General features: G+C 61.2%; 16 protein-coding genes. 12 read left to right on the plus strand and 4 right to left on the minus strand.

Features of this window, described 5'->3' with window-relative positions; translation table 11 throughout:
* Positions 1–2: 2 nt before the first annotated feature.
* From NFC73_RS02795 to NFC73_RS02810, 4 genes are all read right to left on the minus strand, one after another.
* A complete protein-coding gene (locus NFC73_RS02795) occupies positions 3–1,685 on the minus strand; it encodes a DUF6798 domain-containing protein (protein ID WP_254747441.1) in 1,683 nt (560 codons plus the stop codon).
* Between the two features lie 154 nt (positions 1,686–1,839).
* Entirely contained in the window at positions 1,840–2,850 is a 1,011-nt protein-coding gene (locus NFC73_RS02800; RefSeq protein WP_254747443.1) for a flippase-like domain-containing protein, read from the minus strand.
* The gene (locus NFC73_RS02805; protein ID WP_254747445.1) at positions 2,847–3,590 is read right to left on the minus strand and encodes a glycosyltransferase; all 744 of its coding nucleotides are present in this window, start codon (positions 3,588–3,590) and stop codon (positions 2,847–2,849) included. The genes NFC73_RS02800 and NFC73_RS02805 overlap by 4 nt, the downstream gene beginning before the upstream one ends.
* Positions 3,591–3,789: 199 nt before the next feature.
* On the minus strand, positions 3,790–6,120 hold the full coding sequence (locus NFC73_RS02810; protein ID WP_372494556.1) for a lysozyme: 2,331 nt from the start codon (positions 6,118–6,120) through the stop codon (positions 3,790–3,792).
* A gap of 891 nt (positions 6,121–7,011) precedes the next feature.
* Here NFC73_RS02810 and NFC73_RS02815 point away from each other — a divergent pair.
* The 12 genes from NFC73_RS02815 to NFC73_RS02870 all read left to right on the plus strand — a co-directional run bounded on the left by NFC73_RS02815 (position 7,012) and on the right by NFC73_RS02870 (position 17,341).
* Positions 7,012–7,743 carry a polyprenol monophosphomannose synthase gene (locus NFC73_RS02815; RefSeq protein ID WP_254747449.1) on the plus strand — a complete coding sequence of 244 codons (732 nt, stop codon included), beginning with the start codon at positions 7,012–7,014 and terminating at the stop codon, positions 7,741–7,743.
* A 315-nt stretch (positions 7,744–8,058) separates the two neighbouring features.
* Positions 8,059–9,282, plus strand: a complete 1,224-nt coding sequence (locus NFC73_RS02820; RefSeq protein WP_254747451.1) for a TadA family conjugal transfer-associated ATPase — start codon at positions 8,059–8,061, stop codon at positions 9,280–9,282.
* On the plus strand, positions 9,282–10,136 hold the full coding sequence (locus NFC73_RS02825) for a type II secretion system F family protein (RefSeq protein WP_254747453.1): 855 nt from the start codon (positions 9,282–9,284) through the stop codon (positions 10,134–10,136). Before NFC73_RS02820 ends, NFC73_RS02825 begins: the two co-directional genes overlap by 1 nt.
* On the plus strand, positions 10,133–11,074 hold the full coding sequence (locus tag NFC73_RS02830) for a type II secretion system F family protein (RefSeq protein ID WP_254747455.1): 942 nt from the start codon (positions 10,133–10,135) through the stop codon (positions 11,072–11,074). Before NFC73_RS02825 ends, NFC73_RS02830 begins: the two co-directional genes overlap by 4 nt.
* 81 nt (positions 11,075–11,155) lie before the next feature.
* Positions 11,156–11,422, plus strand: a complete 267-nt coding sequence (locus NFC73_RS02835) for a hypothetical protein (RefSeq protein ID WP_254747457.1) — start codon at positions 11,156–11,158, stop codon at positions 11,420–11,422.
* 24 nt (positions 11,423–11,446) lie between these two features.
* Positions 11,447–11,869 (plus strand): TadE/TadG family type IV pilus assembly protein, encoded by a 423-nt coding sequence (locus NFC73_RS02840; RefSeq protein WP_254747559.1) that lies wholly within the window; start codon positions 11,447–11,449, stop codon positions 11,867–11,869.
* Positions 11,850–12,353, plus strand: a complete 504-nt coding sequence (locus NFC73_RS02845; RefSeq protein WP_254747459.1) for a hypothetical protein — start codon at positions 11,850–11,852, stop codon at positions 12,351–12,353. The genes NFC73_RS02840 and NFC73_RS02845 overlap by 20 nt, the downstream gene beginning before the upstream one ends.
* A gap of 77 nt (positions 12,354–12,430) precedes the next feature.
* On the plus strand, positions 12,431–12,844 hold the full coding sequence (locus tag NFC73_RS02850; protein WP_254747561.1) for a pilus assembly protein TadG-related protein: 414 nt from the start codon (positions 12,431–12,433) through the stop codon (positions 12,842–12,844).
* A gap of 63 nt (positions 12,845–12,907) precedes the next feature.
* Entirely contained in the window at positions 12,908–14,026 is a 1,119-nt protein-coding gene (gene prfB / locus NFC73_RS02855; RefSeq protein ID WP_254747461.1) for a peptide chain release factor 2, read from the plus strand.
* A 175-nt stretch (positions 14,027–14,201) separates the two neighbouring features.
* Complete coding sequence (gene ftsE / locus NFC73_RS02860; protein WP_254747463.1) at positions 14,202–14,996, plus strand: cell division ATP-binding protein FtsE; 795 nt, start codon at positions 14,202–14,204, stop codon at positions 14,994–14,996.
* The gene (gene ftsX, locus NFC73_RS02865) at positions 14,993–15,907 is read left to right on the plus strand and encodes a permease-like cell division protein FtsX (RefSeq protein ID WP_104061128.1); all 915 of its coding nucleotides are present in this window, start codon (positions 14,993–14,995) and stop codon (positions 15,905–15,907) included. The genes ftsE and ftsX overlap by 4 nt, the downstream gene beginning before the upstream one ends.
* Positions 15,908–15,934: 27 nt before the next feature.
* Positions 15,935–17,341, plus strand: coding sequence for a peptidoglycan DD-metalloendopeptidase family protein (locus NFC73_RS02870; protein ID WP_254747465.1), 1,407 nt, complete (start codon positions 15,935–15,937; stop codon positions 17,339–17,341).
* Positions 17,342–17,382 lie beyond the last annotated feature (41 nt).

A 17,382-nucleotide genomic window follows, 5' to 3' on the forward strand; every position in this document is an offset into this window, starting at 1 on the left:
GGCTACTTCTTGCTCAGTACGTAGTAGTTGATGTCGTTGAACGGCTCAAGGACTTCGTGCCAGCCGAGCTTGCCGAGATCTTCAAACTTGTCCTTCTGGGAGATATCCAGCACGGCGTACTCAACTGAATACTTTGCCGCTGCTGAGTCGAGTTCCTGGGCACTCATACTGAGGTATGTCTGCGAGTAAGGCAGCTTACACTGGTCAATTCCACCGAGGTCGCTGATTCGCTGCTGCCACTCCTGCCATGGCGCTCCACCATAGGGCACATCCTTGCAATCGGCTACAACGCCGCGGCCGGAGGGTGTTTTGACGATCCACTGTGGGGCCGCCAGTAACTGCTCGCCCGGGGGGACCGTCGCTTCGACCTTCTTGCCCCAAGCCTTGAGGTCGGCGTTCGAAATGAACGTGGTATTGAGTCCGCGGGGGGTAAAGGCATGGGCGGCGACAGCGTTTAGTGCGAACAGTCCAACAAAGGCTAGTACCCCGGCACGGAAAGCCCAAGGGCCTAGGCCCCTGCCTCTGTGGCTTCGAATATAAATGACGGCAGCGGTGACCACCACAAGTGGGAGGACGAACTTAGGCGATGTAGCGTGTTTAAGCTGCCAGGCGAACTGCCCGAGGTAGAGGAAGAGGGCAAAGAAAGACGCCTGTGCCATTGCTGCGCCGCGCCAGTTCCAACCCGCCCGGAACAGGCCCACCAGGATACCGAATATGGCGAACGGGAAGACTACGGCACCCAGCCGGTAAACATTTGTTCCTTGGAACAGTGGACCCAGTACGGGGACGTGCATGTTATCCATGAGGAGGCCAAGGGCCAGGCCGACGCCTGCGAGACCGACGGTGGCCGTCCATATCCAGCGGTCCTTGGTCCCCACGAAAGACCAGGTAAGTAACGACAGAAGGATTATGGCGAGTGAGCTGTAAACCAGCGGCAGATCCCACAGATGGGCGGCACAGTGGTACGGAATCATGACATCGCAGATCTCTACGAAGTCTTGGAGTTTTGCCGCAATTGGCCGGAAGGTAAGGCCAAACACCACTATCGCGCCAGTTACGAAAAGTGACGACAGCCCGGCGACCCAGAGCGACCGGCCCAGACTTTCAGAGCGGTCGCGAGTGAACCATTTAATGGTCGATACGGCGATGAGGAAAATACAGATGACCGCGCCCTGTTGAACATGGACGACGGCGATAAGCGGTGCGACGACTGCCGCAGCCGTGAATCGACCAGTGTTCAAGTACGCCAGGAAGAGGTAGACCATGTGCCCCCCGACTACGGCCGGGACTGCAAAGGCGATCATGGCATTACCAGTCCCCACTGAACTCCACGGAGCTACGGACATCAGAAATGTCACGGCCAAGCCGAGAAGCCACGGATGGTTGGGCGCCCAATGTTTGCTGAGTATGGCCGTTGCAAAACCGAAGGAGACGAGGCCTGCCACCCAAAACACGAAGTAGGCCGCCCCCAGGTTGCCCGCGGACGCGCCAAGGAAAGTAATGATGTCAAAGAACCAGTGCGGTTGCGGTGAGGCTTCCATGAACCAGTCGCCCGCAAACTTTGTCGGGTCGGCCCAATGGATTCCGAGCGTGGACAGCACGAGATGATCGCTGTTGCCGGCGTTGTAGCCCCCAGGCATGTAACCGCCGCGTCCCTGATTCCCGAAGTTGATAAGGATGCCCATGAATAGCGTCCAGGTAATTGCCTGAACAGCGGTGTGGTTCGCGATGGTGCGAAATTGGAATCGGGGTGACTGGCGTGGGTCAGCGGACATCGCGGTGGGACTTTCTGAAGAAGCTTGGAGCAGCGAACTACCCTCGGTACGCGAGGGCGACTGACTAGTCATCTTTAGTGATGCGGTTCGCCTTTTCAGCCTTCGCAGTCTTCCTCAGATGAATGAAGGCGACACCGACGCACAATAGGTCCGCCACGGTGAACATGATGCGAGAAAGCGCTGCTATGGCCGTGGCGGCACCCGCGGTCATTAGCCCGGCAAGGGCCAGGTACAGCACGAACTCGCGCGCGCCCACGCCTGCGGGGAGAAGGAAGGCGAGAACCCCGGCGGTCATTCCAAGGGATAGTGCGCCCGTCAGCAGCATTAGGTTACCGATAGTCAAGGCCGTCTCGTGGCCGACGAGGATCCAAAGATGTAGCCCAAAGAAGCAGTACATGGCTACGCCGAGACCGAAAGCCTGCAACATTGTGCTGGCACGGATCCGCTCCGGCAGTGGCGGTCTGCGGAGCGCCTTGAGTACGACATTGACAAGGAACGTGACAATATGGGGGTTCATTGCGAGCAGGACGAACGGAAGAACTATATAGAGCCACTGAAGAGACGGCTGCTGGGTAATAATCAGGGGCAGCGCCATTGCTCCGACGACGAGCGATGCGCCGACGGTGACACCTGTACTGATCAGGGAGGCTACAAAGACTTGCGCTCGGGCAAGTCCGTTCTTCCGGCCGAGTTCCATCTGGAGTACGAAGGCCCACACGGATCCGGGCAAGTACTTGCCTATCTGCCCGACAAGGTAGATCTGGTTAAGTGATTTGCCTTCTGGGCTGAGATGCCGTGAACGTAGAATCCCGACCATGACAACTCGCCACATCATCATGCCAAGCAGTACCCCGGGAATCAGTGCCAGCAGCGAAAGCACCAACTGCCACCAATGAAGTGAAAAGACAGTTTCCTGAACCTGCGGCCAATTGACCACGATGAAGTAGGCTGCAGCGGCAAACACCAGGACCATTAGGGCCCTGCGTGCGAAGTCAATTAGCTTTTGCCGTCCACCAACAGTTGGTTCGGGTAGCTCTGCGGTTTCATTGGGTGGCACCGGGTGACTATTAGTCATAGTGTCGGAAGTCCTTCCGGAGTCGAGCCAAAGTCACTTCGGCGGGACCGTAAGGCTAGGAGACCCCTAGCCATTTTTACGATGTCCCCGAGTTTGATGGTCGTCTCGGTGGGTTGTTCGTCGGGCGCAAGAATAACAGGTACCTCCACGATGGCCATCCCTTGCTGCTCTGCGGCAAACACGACCTGTGTGCTGAAGAGGAAACCAGGATCATCAAAGCGGTCAACCATCTTCCGAAGCCAGTCTCCGTCGACGATCAGCGTGCCCTGGGAGTCGCCCACCTTTGAACCTAGGAGAACCTTGCGGAGGATCCGGAATCCGAGGCTGCTGATATTGCGTGTCAGGCCTCGCGGGGTGATCGAATTCTTGTGCGCCTTGGAGCCGATGACGACAGGGGGCTTGGGCATGAGTTCTGCATCCTGTTCAAGGTCGCCGATACCGAACGGGAGGTCATCCGCGGTCAGGAGTATGCGTTGGCCAGAACTGGCTTGGATGCCTCGACGGTACGCATTTCCCATTCCCTTGTCGCTCTGCAAAACGTGGAAGGTCACATTTTGGGTGTCCACAGCGTTCGCTCGGGCGACTTCGAGGGTGCCGTCGGAGGACCCGTTTTCGACGATGATGATCTCGGACTGTCCGGTTGTCAGGTACGCGGAAAGCAAGCCGATTGTGTGCGCTAGCACCCTCTCACCGTTATAGACGGGAATGACAACAGAAAGTCCTATTGCTCTTGCTGTCACGGGTCTAAACACTCCTAGGGTTGGCGCAGCCGAGCACAAAAGCGGTGTCGGCGTTCATTGGGGGCGGGCCCTCTTTGCTGGCCCGCAGTATTCCAGTCTAGATCATCGCAAAGGGGGTTTCTGGAAGCGCGGCGCCGGTAACGCTCGCTTTTCCGGGCCTGGGGGGCGCGTTCGGGCTACTGATTGGCCTTACGGCAGGCTACCAACTGCCTGCAGCAGCGCCCGCGATTAGGAGATTCTTCCACTGTCCAGGCACGTTCTGAACGCCGGTGAATCTTCCGCTGGCCGTGACCGAGTAGTGGGAAAGTTCGCCGCTGCCTGTGCGTGCAATAACGCCGGCGTAGCCGTTGGCCAGCAGGTTGAAGGAAGCACTTACGGGGGCCAGGTCGGACCAGCCCATACCTATTATTGTGGCGCCATTCTGGAAGCTTCGGAGGCCGTTACCGAGGTAGATGCGCATGATTCCCTCGCCGTCTATGGCCAGAAGGTCGTAGATCCCGTCCCAGTTCCAGTCAAGCATGGTGGTGCGCATCTGGCCCCAACCCGTCCCGATGATGTCACCGCCTTGGAGCATCCCGGAATTCCCCACATTGCGGTATAAGCGTAAATTTCCGGCGCTGTCGGTAGCGACTACGTCGGGATAGCCGGACGTAGTCCAAGGTCCTACCGCCAATTTCATGGCGTCCCAACCGCCTGAACCTACGGTGATGGAGCTGCCAAATCCGCCTGTTGCGTTGCCAAGGTAGACATCCAGGCGGCCGAATTTCCACTGCACAAGCATGTCGTAGACGCCGTCCCGGTTCCAATCGACGGTCGTGAGACTCCGCATGTCAACGAAGCCCACACCTATCTGTTGCCGCTGCGAAACAGCACCGTTGGTCATAGCCCGGTTGTTCCATAGGGTCCCATTGGAGTCGGCAGTGATGATATCTGATCCATGCGGGATAGAGGGTCGAGGGGTCATTTGGAAGCTCTGGGTGTCGCCCATCTGGAAGTTGCCAAAGCCGACGCCGACAACGCTACTGGCGCCCCACCCGCCGCCGGGATTGATCGAGTAATATCGCAGTTCACCGTTGCTCATGCGCCCGACCACACCGGTGCTGCTGGCACCGTTGAATCCATAGACCGGAAATAGCGCGGATGCGCCAACCCAACCGGAGCCGATCGGCGTTGGGGACTCCGAAAAGTAGCCGCTTGAATTGGCGGCGGCCACGTAGAGGTTACCGTCTGGGCGCACAGTGATCAGATCCAGGCTGCCATTGCCGTCGAAGTCCGTGATTACCAGCGGGCTGTCTAGGGAGATGGCTCCGATCGAAGTCCGTCCGGAGTCGATGGCTGTTCCAAAGGAGTTGGAGTATCGCCAGACCTGCCCGCGGTCGTCGGTAGCAACTATGCTGGGATACCGGCTGCCCGTACCAATAGTGGCGGGCGCGATCTTCATTCCGGCCCAGCCCACTCCGAGCTGGACGCCACTGCTGAAGCCCCCGTATACGGAACCGAGGTAGACCAGCAGCCTTCCGTCCTTCGTCTGCGTCAAAAGATCGTACGTACCGTCATCGTTCCAGTCCACCGCATAAATACCTTGGAGGCCCGTGAACCCGTAACCAATGGCACGCGTGGACGTTATGGCCCCAGCACCGTTGCCCCCATAATTCCAAAGCGTTCCGCCAGAATCGATCGCAAGAATGTCCGCGGCAGATTTTATCGATGGGTTGACGGGGATGGTGCCCGTTTCCTTAGCGAAGCGCTGCAAATCGGCAAGGGAACCATTCCAGACGTTTGAGTCTCCGGCCAAGGGGCCGGTGCTGCTGTACTGCCAAATGCTGTACGTCCTCCAGCTGGCGGGCACTGCGCCAGCGTTGTTCGTAGGCGAACTAGGGTAGGCGGCGACCCACAGTGGGTAGTCGGCAAATCCCGCAGGATCACCAAGGCACTGCCGCCACCAGGAGGTATTGGTATAAATAGCGGGCAAGCGACCCGTCATTGACAGCATGGCGTTGCCAAAGTCGCGGACCCAAGAAGTCAACTGGGCCGGTGACATCCCGTAGCAAGTATTGCCGAAGTAGAAGCCGTTGATCGTGCGGTTTTCGTAGGGGTTGAACTCAAAGTCCAACACTGGCGGCAAGGTGTGTCCATCGGCGGTCCACCCCCCACCGTTTTGTACGAAATAGCGTGCTTGGTCGGCGCCTGAAGACCAATTGGGGATAGCGAAGTGGTAGGCCCCACGGATCATACCGACATTCCGTGAGCCTTGGTATTGCGAGGCATATGTGGGGCTCGTGTAGTAGTTTCCCTCGCTGGCCTTAACGTAGGCGAACCTCGCACCCATGTTCCACTGTTGTAGCCAGTCCACAGAGGGTTGATGGCTGCTGACATCGAGTCCTTGGACGCCAAAGGTGGGCATCCAGGTGCCTTCAGTAGCCAAAGCCTCCGTGGTGAGTTTTTTCAGACTGGCAGAGGGGGAGGACGCTGTCACGCGGGCGGAGCGCTGTCCCATCTCAGCGCCGGCTGGGCCCACGGCCTCGGCCATGGCTGCTCTCGCGGCGTCGGATTCCGTACTCGGTCCAGGGGTTATCGCTGCATTCTCAGCAACTGACGGCGCCGGCGAAGGGGTTGCGTTGGCCGGCGCTGTTGTATCGGGAGCGGTCCTCTCCGGAGCCAGGCTTGACGACGCTGTAGAACTGGCGTCAGGCGTGGGAGTAGGCCCCGGATCAACAGCGAAAGCTATGCCCGCAAGCCCGGGTCCCGCCACTAGTGCGGCAGCCAGAACTGCCGTCCCCAGAGATTTCAGGAGGGGACGATGATTGGGGGACGGGTTCCGCTTCATATTGGCTCCGGAGACAATGAGGCGCTTGCTTGAGCGCGACATGAGGGTTGCAGTTCAGGAGACGCTGAACTGGAAATATCGAGACTTAACGCGCCTACCCTAACACCGCAGTGTCTGCAGTAACCAGAGTTTCCTTTGTTGCCAATGTGAAAATAGCTAAGCGTGCTACTTCTGTTGCCTTGGCAGCCGGATTTACCAGGACGATGACCTTTACGGGTTGAATTGCCTGCGATAGGCAGTGGAGTTTCTGTCAGACTGGACACGCTGGCAAACGAACGCGCCGAAGGGCCGCCAACTTCACGTCACCAAGTTTCCGATGACTGCTTCGAGCCATGCGGTCGTTTGCCCTGTAAGAGACACCTGCTCAGGTCGGAGTGCCCTGAGCAGGGCCATTTTCGGGTGGGATCGAGGTGCTCGCATCTGGATACACTGATACAGGGATTGCATTTCCCTTGGGTGGTGCTCGCAGCGACTGCCAGACACATTCGTAATGGCGCGAACGCCGAGCCAGATATCCCCAGCCCCATACTTATTGACTAGCGGTGAGCTTAAGCGCTCTTATGCTTCGTCTTAACTGAACACGGAGAACACCCTTTGACCGCCAGCACCCCAAAGATCACCGTCGTAGTCCCGACTTACAACGAATGCGAAAATCTGCCTATTCTTGCAGCCCAGCTCGAAGCGCTCGGAATTCCAAGCCTGCATGTCCTCGTGGTTGATGACAATTCACCGGACGGTACAGGCGACATCGCAGACATGTTGGCCTCAGAGTCAGGCGGGACTGTTTCTGTGCTGCATCGCACGGAGAAGAACGGGTTAGGACGTGCTTACGTCGCAGGAATGAACCGCGCTTTGGCTGAGAATGGCCAAATCGTCATTCAGATGGATGCTGATCTATCGCACCCAGTCGCCGCGATACCCGCGATGATGGACCGCATCCAGAACCAGGGCGCTGATCTGGTTATTGGCTCCCGCTATGTTGCTGGCGGCTCAACGGCGGCTGAATGGCCGTGGCATCGCAAGGCGCTGTCGCTTTGGGCCAACTTTTACGTTAGGGCGATTCTTGGGTTGAAAGTCAAGGATGGCACCGCCGGGTTCAAAGCCTGGACAGCTTCTGCACTCCAGACAATCGACGTCACGTCGATACGGAGCAACGGTTACTCCTTCCAAGTCGAGATGAACTATCGGACGGCCCAGCGAGGGCTAAAGATCGTCGAAGTACCTATTCGATTTGAAGAAAGGATTGAAGGTGCATCAAAGATGAACCTTCGGGAGCAAATCGAGTCGGCACTCACCCCGTGGAAGCTTGTGCTTGGAAAGAAATAGCGCCAGTTCGGGACCGTGGCACGACGCCAGGAATGGGAGCCTAAGGAGTGCCACTCGGGCTGCCGCGGTAGGAAGCCTATTTGGACCTGTGTTTGACGGGGCGTCCTCTAACGACGCGGGGCCGGTCGGCGACTGACGGAGTTCACGGTGAAGGCGTGTCTGCAGTAACCAGAGTTTCCGCTGTTGCCAATGTGAAAGATGCGTCACTGTTATCCACAGCCCGCCTTATATGACTTGGCGCCGTGGTGTAGCGTCCCTAGGCTGTACCCAGTTGAACTGCCTCCGCCGGGGGCGGCAGTTGTATTGGGGAACTACATGGACGCTGTGCGAATCGTGGAAGACGAAGTCCGCGAGCTGATCCGCCGTCGGGGTCTTGATCCGCTGCGGCAGGCGGGCGAGGTCCGTCGGCTCGTCGAGGCGGCTGTGAGCGACTACGACGAACGGGCCCTGATGGGGCCGCTCCCTCCGATTGGTCCGCTGGAGGCCGCCCGCAGGTTTGTCTTTGACGCGGTGGCCGGCTTCGGTGTCCTTCAGCCGCTGCTGGACGATCCGACCATCGAGGAAGTCTGGATCAACGCACCCAACGAAATCTACGTCGCCAGGAACGGCGAGTCGGAACTGACCTCACTCAGCCTCACGGACCAGCAGGTCCGCGATCTCGTGGAACGCATGTTGAAGAGTTCCGGCCGCCGCCTGGACATGTCATCGCCCTTCGTGGACGCAGCCTTGCCTGATGGTTCGAGACTCCACGTAGTTATTCCAGATGTCACCCGCAGGCACTGGGCCGTGAATATTCGCAAGTTCGTGGTGAAGGCCAGCCGCCTGGAGCACCTGGTCGAGCTTGGAACCCTGACACCTCAGTCTGCCCGTTTCCTCGGTGCAGCGGTGTCCAGCGGACTGAACATCCTCGTGTCGGGCTCAACCCAGGCGGGCAAGACCACCATGCTCAACTGCCTGGCCGCGAGCATCGGCAGCCGTGAGCGCGTCATTACGGTCGAGGAAATCTTCGAACTTCAGTTCCCGCTCCGGGACGTCGTCGGACTCCAATGCAGGCAGCCCAACCTCGAAGGCGAAGGCGAGATCCCACTGCGAAGGCTTGTCAAGGAAGCCCTCCGGATGCGCCCGGACAGACTAGTGGTGGGAGAGGTACGGGAAGCGGAAAGCCTGGACATGCTGATCGCCTTAAATAGTGGACTCCCGGGGATGTGCACCGTCCATGCAAACTCAGCCCACGACGCTGTGACCAAGATCTGTACCCTTCCGCTACTCGCCGGTGAAAATATCTCGTCTGCCTTCGTTGTCCCCACGGTGGCGTCCTGCATCGACCTCGTGATCCACTGCAGCCGGCACGCCAACGGCCGCCGCCAAGTAACCGAGATCCTTTCCCTTGGCCGGCGGGTGGAAAACGGCATCATCGAATCCTCCATGGTTTTCGCCATGGAGGACGGCCAGCTGCAGCCGCGGGCCAACTCCATGCCCGCGGCGGAGAAGTTTTCCCGGGCAGGGTACGACGTCGCGGCGCTGCTGGAGCCGCGCTGATGGCGCCTCTGGTAGGGGTGCTTGCGGGCGCCGGGCTCTTCCTGATCTGGTGGTCGTTCTGGGAAAAGCCGGCAGCGCTGAAGCGCCGCCCGCGGGCCAGCCGCCTCGAGGACCTGCTGGCGTCCGCCGGAATCGAAAAGGTCACCGGGATGGGCCTCGTGGCCTCATGCCTGGGACTGGGCATTTTTGTGGCTCTCATCCTCTTTGTCGTCAGCCGGTCATGGCCTATATCCGTCTGCTTCGGACTCTTCGGCGCCTGGCTGCCCGTCAGCATTGTCCGGTGGCGGGCGGCCAGGAGAACAGCCGTCCTACGCCAGCTCTGGCCGGACGTGGTGGACCACCTGCGTTCAGCCATCCGCGCCGGGCTCTCACTGCCGGAGGCCCTGATCCAGCTGGGGGAGAAGGGCCCCGAGGAGCTTCGGCATGTATTCCGGGACTTCGGGGCCGACTACCGTGCTGGCGGGCAGTTCGATGCATCTCTCAATAAACTCAAGGACCGGCTGGCGGACCCGGTGGCGGACCGGATCGTCGAGGCACTCAGGCTCACCCGTGAAGTGGGCGGTTCTGACTTGGGGAAGCTGTTGGGCACTCTTGCGGAATTTCTCCGGGAAAATGCGCGAACACGCAGCGAGCTCGAGGCCCGGCAGTCCTGGACTGTCAACGCCGCCAGGCTCGCGGTTGCCGCCCCCTGGATCGTTATGCTCCTCCTGGCCACCAGGCCTGAAGCAGTGAACGCTTACAACACGCCCATGGGAGCCGGCGTCCTCCTCGGCGGGCTCGTGGTGTCGCTGGTCTGCTACTCCATCATGCTTCGCATCGGCGCCCTTCCGCAGGACGAACGGGTGCTGCGATGAACGGGATCTCGGCGACTGCGATTGTGTGCGGCATAGTCCTCGGGACGGGCCTTTGGCTGATCTTCGTCCGGTTGCCCTTTATGCGACCGCTCACATTCGTCGAGCGCATCGATCCGCAGCTGAAATCGCAAAACCTTGAATCGCGGTTGCTGCGGACCAGCGGACAGAACGCCACACCCTTCGGACCGTTGGAACGGATCGTGCGTCCCCTGCTCCACGACGGACTCGCAGCCCTGGGGAAGCTGAACCTAGGGTCAAAGGCGCTGACCCGCAGGCTCGCCCAAGCCAGCATCAACAAATCACCCATAGATTTCCGGGCCGAACAGCTCCTCTGGTCGGCCGCTGGATTCGCCGCCGCCATGGCCGCCGTGGTGCTGGGCGCGGTAGCCGGCCGGTTCAGTCCATTCCTCGCAGTTGTGGCCGTCCTCGGAAGCGCGCTCGGCGGCTTTCTCTTCCGTGACTTCTGGTTGGGCGTCCAGATCAGCAGGCGGGAATCCCGGATGATGGCGGAGTTTCCCAGCCTTGCCGAGCTCATGGCACTGGCTGTCGGTGCCGGTGAAAGTGCCACGGGGGCCCTGGACCGTGTCTGTCGCAGTGCCAGTGGCGAGCTGGCCAAGGAGTTTTCCAAGATTCTTGCTGAGACCAGAGCGGGAAAACCGCTGGTGGAAGCGCTCCAGGAGTTTTCCTCGCGGACAGATCTGGGGCCGCTCGTCAGATTTGTCGACGGAATCATCGTCGCGGTCGAGCGGGGCACACCCTTGGCAGATGTGCTGAGAGCTCAGGCCCAGGACGTCCGGGACACCGCAAAACGGGACCTCATGGAGTCGGCGGGCAAGAAAGAAATCGCCATGATGGTTCCTTTGGTCTTTGGTGTCCTCCCCCTAACAGTGGTTTTCGCGGTGTTCCCCGGCATCGCGGCCATCAGCCTCGGACTGTAGCCATGAGCATGGCCAAGCCGTCACATCCCCTAACCGCCACATGACTTACATCGCGTCATTTACACAATGAATGGGACCGAAATGAAAAACCTGGGAATCTCGAGCAGCCTGCTGCTCCTCGCTTTGCTGGCCGGCCTGTGGGCACGGATCTGTGAAACTGTGTCAGGCCGGAGGTACGCGGCGATAGATCCCGACGTGCCGGCCCAAGACCACCCGGAACGTGGCGACGTCCCGGGTTGGGTGATGATCACCTTAATGTCCGCAGTCTTGGTGGCGGCGTTGCTGGCTCTCGCCGGCCCGGCCCTCGAAACGATGTTCAACCAGGCCATGGACAAGGTCGGAAAGTAAGCCATGCTGGGCGCCAGCCAGTGGATGCCCAGCCGGGAACCGTGCCGGTCCCGGATCGGCGCTGGGCCGGGCTGGCGCACGGATGAACGCGGTTCTGCCGTCGTGGACTTCGTCCTCGTGGGCGGCCTGCTCACCATGTTTTTTCTGGCGATAATCCAGCTGACCCTTGTCCTGCACGTACGCAACACACTGATCGACGCGGCAGCCTCGGGGGCACGTTATGGAACCCTCGCAGACCGGGGAGCGTCAGATGCCCAGGAACGGGCGGCGACGCTCATTGAGACTTCGCTGAACGCTGAGTTCGCGCAGGATGTCACCACTGCCGAAGTAATGTTCCAGGGCCTGCGGACCCTCGAAGTGACCATCAAGGCTCCCATGCCCGTCATCGGGCTGATCGGCCCCCGGGACCTGCTGGAGGTGAAAGGCCATGCCGCCATCCAGCCTTAACGTCTTCCGGGGCCGAACGGATATCAGGGCCTTCCTCAAGAACAGGTTCAGTGAGGCGCTCCGCAACGAGCACAGGGAAGAGGGGAGCGCCGTGGTCGAATTCACCTTCTTCGCGCTGCTCCTGATGGTCCCATTGGTCTACTTCATCATCACCGTGGGCCAGATCCAAGGTGGGTCCTTCGCCGTGGTCGGCGCCGCAGACCAGGCCGCGAAGGTGTTCGTCGCCCAACCGGATGCAGAGTCTGCCCAGGCTGCCGCCGAACAGTCAGCCCTCATCGCCCTCGCGGACTTCGGCCACGATGCCGGGCAGGCACGCGTATCCACCCGCTGCGACCCTGCCGACTGCCAGGCTGCGGGCACGGCCATCACCGTCACGGTCAACCTCACTGTCCCGTTGCCCTTCGTGCCATTCAATGAGGACTTCAGGCTCAAAGCCAGCGAAGTTGAAGCCTCGTCCACGCAACTGGTGGGCAGGTTCCGGTGACCCAAAAGGTGACGCACAAAGCGATCCCCAAAGCGATCCCCAAAGCCACGCCCGGCGATCCAGGTGAGGGTGGCCAGATGATCGTTATGATCATCGGCTACGTCGCGCTGGCCCTCCTGGTGGTCACAGTGGTCATCGGCATCTCCAGCGTCTACCTCGAACACAAGCGGCTGTTGTCCCTGGCCGACGGCGCCTCGCTGGCCGCCGCCGACAGCTACACGTTGGGCGAGGTCGGGGGAGAGGGCGGGAGCCCCTCAGCCGTACTGGGCCCTGGACGCGTCCGCAGCGTTGCGGCAGACTTTATCGCCCGGAGCCCGTCGTCGGCCCGGTTCGACGGGTTGGCCGTTTCAGCGGCGACCGGCAGCCCTGACGGGTCCACCGCCGTCGTGGTCCTCAGCGCTGTTGTCCACCCGCCGATGGTGAATTTCCTGGTGCCTGATGGCTTCAGAATTGAAGCGGCCTCCACGGCCCGTTCCCGGCTCACGCGCTGACCGGAAGCGGAGTAGCCAGGAGAAGTCCGGCACTCCGGCCGGATAGCGTAGGCTTAAACAACCATGGCCAATATTGATTTTTCCGCAGAAATCCGCGCTCTTCGCGCCACCTACACCTCCATCGAGCGAGTCAGCGATGTTGAGGCTCTGAAGGAAGACATCGCCGAACTGAGCGAGCGCGCCGGCGAGCCGGACCTGTGGGATGACCCCGCCGCGGCGCAGAAGATCACGTCCCGCCTGTCGCACCGCCAGTCCGAGCTGGAGCGGCTGAACCGGCTGGTATCGCGGATCGATGACCTGGAAGTGCTGGTGGAGCTTGGCCAGGACGAGGATGACGCCGATTCCATGGGCGAAGCTGCAACCGAGCTGGAGTCCATCAGGAAATCCCTGAAGGAACTCGAAGTAGTGACGCTGCTTTCGGGAGAGTACGACGAACGTGAAGCCGTGGTGTCCATCAGGGCCGGGGCCGGCGGCGTTGACGCCGCAGACTTCGCCGAAATGCTCATGCGTATGTACCTTCGCTGGGCCGAACGCCACGGGTACCCCACCACCGTCATGGACACCTCCTACGCCGAGGAGGCGGGACTGAAGTCCGCAACGTTCGAAGTCAAGGCACCGTATGCGTTCGGCACTCTCAGCGTCGAAGCCGGAACCCACCGCCTGGTGCGGATCAGCCCGTTCGACAACCAGGGTCGCCGCCAGACGTCCTTCGCCGCCGTCGAGGTCATTCCGCTGATCGAGTCAACGGACTCCATCGACATACCGGACAACGAGATCCGTGTGGACGTGTTCAGGTCCTCCGGGCCCGGCGGGCAGTCGGTTAACACCACCGACTCCGCCGTCCGGCTGACCCACATCCCCACCGGCACCGTGGTGTCGATGCAGAACGAAAAGTCGCAGCTCCAGAACCGGGCAGCAGCCCTGCGCGTTCTGCAGTCCCGGCTCCTTCTCCTGAAGAAGGAGCAGGAGGACGCCGAAAAGAAGGCGTTCGCCGGCGATGTCAAGGCATCCTGGGGCGATCAGATGCGCTCCTACGTCCTGAACCCGTACCAGATGGTCAAGGACCTCCGGACCGAACACGAGGTAGGCAACACCTCCGCCGTGTTCGACGGCGAAATTGACGACTTCATCGACGCCGGGATCCGCTGGCGCACCGACAACCGGAACGCCGACAAGTCGTAGCTGCTGTGCCTACCCGGTAGGCCTGATCGCGCGACACACCCCCGAAGCCCCCGAAAACCGGCCAAAAGCCTGCGTATAGTCGAGGAGCCGGAGCTCTACTTCCCCCAAACGAATGCCCGTGCGCCGGCTGCAGATCTGGGCTGTATCAGCCGTGCCCTGCAGGGTACTTAGGGCCATGATCCGATTCGAAAATGTCACCAAGGTCTACGACCATACGGCCCGGCCTGCGCTGGACGATGTCAGCCTTGAGATTGACCGTGGTGAATTTGCCTTCCTCGTCGGCGCTTCCGGATCCGGAAAGTCCACCTTCCTGCGGCTGGTGCTGAAGGAAGACCGGGCCTCTTCGGGCGCCGTGTACGTCGCCGGGCAAAACGTCGCGAAGATCTCCAGCTGGCGCGTGCCCAGGCTCCGCCGCGGCATCGGCGTGGTTTTCCAGGACTTCCGGCTCCTTCCGCAGAAGAGCGTGTTCGCCAACGTAGCCTTCGCGATGCAGGTCATCGGCAAGAGCCGCAGCGTCATCCGCGACACCGTCCCCGAAGTCCTGAAGACCGTGGGCCTGGAAGGCAAGGAAAACCGCCTTCCGCATGAGCTTTCGGGTGGAGAGCAGCAGCGTGTGGCCATCGCCCGTGCGGTAGTCAACCGCCCCGGCATCCTCCTCGCCGATGAACCCACCGGCAACCTGGACCCCACCACCTCCATGGGCATCATGGGCGTGCTGGACAAGATCAACCAGAACGGCACCACGGTGGTCATGGCCACACACGACGACGACATCGTCAACGAGATGCGCAAGCGCGTTGTAGAGCTCAGGAATGGCATCGTCATCCGCGACGAGGCCAAAGCTTTGTATACCTCCATGATCCCCGTGGTGGGCCAGTCCCGCCGGCTCAAGGATGCCAGCGGCCGGGACGAATCCCAACCGCCCGCATCAGGGGAACGCAATCCGGGCGCAGGGGAGGAGCAGCGATGAGGCTCGCCTTTGTCCTCGGCGAAATCGGCAGCGGACTGCGCCGCAACGTTTCCATGGTGGTCTCGGTCATCCTGGTCACCTTTGTCTCACTGACATTCGTGGGTGCCGCAGGCATGCTGCAGCTCCAGATCAACCAGATGAAGGGCTACTGGTACGACAAAGTCCAGGTTGCCATCTTCCTCTGCAGTGACGGTTCGACGGCGGCCGGTTGCGCCACCGGGCCGGTCACGCCGGAGCAGCAGGACAACCTGCAGACCCTGCTCGAATCACCCGCCGTGGCCCAATACGTCAACGATTTCCAGTTCGAGTCCAAGGAAGAGGCCTACAAGCACTTCAAGGACCAGTTCTCGAATTCTCCGATCGTGGATTCCGTTACGCCGGACCAGCTCCCTTCATCGTTCCGCATCAACATGAAGGATCCGGAAAAATATCAGATCATCAGCGAGACGTTCTCCTCGCAGCCGGGCGTCGAAACGGTCATTGACCAGCGCCAGCTGCTTGAGCGGCTCTTCTCGGCCATGAATGCCGCCTCCCTGGTTGCTGTCAGCATCGCCGGCGTGATGATTGTCTGCGCCATCCTCCTGATCGCCACCACCATCCGGCTCTCGGCCTTCAGCCGCCGCCGCGAGACCGGGATCATGCGCCTGGTGGGCGCGTCCAAGCTTGTCATCCAGCTGCCGTTCATCCTTGAAGGCGTGATTGCGGCGGTGATCGGCGCCGCCCTGGCATCCGGCACGCTGTGGGCGGTGGCGCACTTCTTCCTGGGCGAGTACCTGTCCAAGCAGTATCCGGACACGGCGTTTATCTCGCCGGGCCAGACGCTCATTCTTGCGCCGGCCTTGCTGATCCTTGGCGGATCTTTGGCAGGAATTTCGTCGCTCTTGACCTTACGCAGATATTTGAAGGTCTAGGCTGTGCAAACCGAACAAGGAATCCTGATGAACGAATTGCACCGACCTGCGCCCCGGCACCGGGCCGAACGCCGGCGACCTGCGGGCCGCCGCGCCGGCCTGATCAGCGGCGTCCTGGCCCTGCTCCTCGCCGCCAGCATGGGTGCGTCAGCCCCGGTGGCGCACGCCGATGAGCTCGATGACAAGCGTGCCGCCCTCGAAGCTGAGGCGGCCCGGGTTCAGCAGTCCCTGGAATTCGTGGACTCACGCATCGCGAAGGCCGCCGGCGACCTGGTGATCTATCAGGGCCAGCTGCCCGGCGCCCAGCAGGCACTCCTGGAGGCCCAGGGGCGCGTGGCCAGTGCGGTCAAGGAAGTCGAAGCCCTGACGGCGCGCGTAGACCTTGCTCAGCAGAACAAAGCCAAAATCACCCAGCAGCTTGAGGCTGACAAACAGAAGATCGCGGACACCAAGAAGCTGATCGGCCAGATCGCCACCCAGGCCTACAAGTCCGGAGGCGTGCCGTCGAACCTGACCCTCTTCTTCGGGGCAAACAACGGCGGCAGCCTGACCGACACCATGGACCTCGCGGACCAGGCCATGCGCAGCCAGAACGCCGCCATGGACAAGCTGTCCCAGCAAAGCGCCACCAATGTGAACTCCCAGGCCCGGCTCGAAGCCGTTGAGGCGGAGATCAGGGACCTTAAGGCCAAGGCAGACGCCGCGCTGGAGCGCGAGAAGGCTGCCCGTGATGAGGCGGCTGCCAAGAAGGCCCAGGTTGACCAGCTGATCGCCGACACCGTGCGCCTTGATGCCGAACTCCAGGCAGCGAAACCAGGCATCCAGTCCCAGATGGCGGCGGTTGCAGCGAGCCAGAACTCCGTTGCCAACGAAATCGCCGAACGTGACCGCAGGCTCCGCGAGGCTTGGGAGGCCGAACAGCGCCGGCTCGCGGAGGCGGCCGCTGCGGCTGCACGGGCACAGGGCCAGGCCGCGCAGCCGTACGCCCCGGTGACCGGATCGCCGTCCGCCTTTGGCCTGCGGCACCCGTTCTCCGGTGACGTTCCGATCACCTCGGGCTTCGGCTGGCGCTCAACACCGCCGGGAACCATCGATTTCTACGGCACCGGCGGTTACCTCCACACCGGCATTGACTTCGGCGCCGCCTGCGGCACCCCCGTCTATGCCGCGGCGGCCGGCGAGGTGTTCTCCTCAGGCTGGAGTTCCGCCGATGGCGGTGGCTGGCGGGTGAAGCTGTCGCACGGTGTGGTGCAGGGTAACTCCCTGACCACTATCGTCTACCACAACAGCAGCGTCGTGGTCTCTAATGGCCAGCAGGTTTCCCAGGGGCAGCTCATCGCCTACTCGGGTAACACCGGCAACTCCACCGGATGCCATGCGCACTTTGAAACCTGGCTCAACGGGGCGGCAGTTGACCCGATGCGCCTCCTGTAACGCGGGTCCGCGCCTGCCGTACACTGGTATGACTCCGCGCC

The organism is Pseudarthrobacter humi (genome assembly GCF_024294965.1).
GTDB lineage: Bacteria > Actinomycetota > Actinomycetes > Actinomycetales > Micrococcaceae > Arthrobacter > Arthrobacter humi.

Coding starts and splice junctions, on each gene's coding strand:
- NFC73_RS02795 (WP_254747441.1), bottom strand. CDS start 1,685: ATGGGCATCCTTATCAACTTCGGGAATCAGGGACGCGGCGGTTACATG.
- NFC73_RS02800 (WP_254747443.1), bottom strand. CDS start 2,850: ATGACTAATAGTCACCCGGTGCCACCCAATGAAACCGCAGAGCTACCC.
- NFC73_RS02810 (WP_372494556.1), bottom strand. CDS start 6,120: ATGGCCGAGGCCGTGGGCCCAGCCGGCGCTGAGATGGGACAGCGCTCC.
- NFC73_RS02820 (WP_254747451.1), top strand. CDS start 8,059: ATGGACGCTGTGCGAATCGTGGAAGACGAAGTCCGCGAGCTGATCCGC.
- NFC73_RS02825 (WP_254747453.1), top strand. CDS start 9,282: ATGGCGCCTCTGGTAGGGGTGCTTGCGGGCGCCGGGCTCTTCCTGATC.
- NFC73_RS02830 (WP_254747455.1), top strand. CDS start 10,133: ATGAACGGGATCTCGGCGACTGCGATTGTGTGCGGCATAGTCCTCGGG.
- NFC73_RS02835 (WP_254747457.1), top strand. CDS start 11,156: ATGAAAAACCTGGGAATCTCGAGCAGCCTGCTGCTCCTCGCTTTGCTG.
- NFC73_RS02840 (WP_254747559.1), top strand. CDS start 11,447: ATGCCCAGCCGGGAACCGTGCCGGTCCCGGATCGGCGCTGGGCCGGGC.
- NFC73_RS02845 (WP_254747459.1), top strand. CDS start 11,850: ATGCCGCCATCCAGCCTTAACGTCTTCCGGGGCCGAACGGATATCAGG.
- NFC73_RS02850 (WP_254747561.1), top strand. CDS start 12,431: ATGATCGTTATGATCATCGGCTACGTCGCGCTGGCCCTCCTGGTGGTC.
- prfB (WP_254747461.1), top strand. CDS start 12,908: ATGGCCAATATTGATTTTTCCGCAGAAATCCGCGCTCTTCGCGCCACC.
- ftsE (WP_254747463.1), top strand. CDS start 14,202: ATGATCCGATTCGAAAATGTCACCAAGGTCTACGACCATACGGCCCGG.
- ftsX (WP_104061128.1), top strand. CDS start 14,993: ATGAGGCTCGCCTTTGTCCTCGGCGAAATCGGCAGCGGACTGCGCCGC.
- NFC73_RS02870 (WP_254747465.1), top strand. CDS start 15,935: ATGAACGAATTGCACCGACCTGCGCCCCGGCACCGGGCCGAACGCCGG.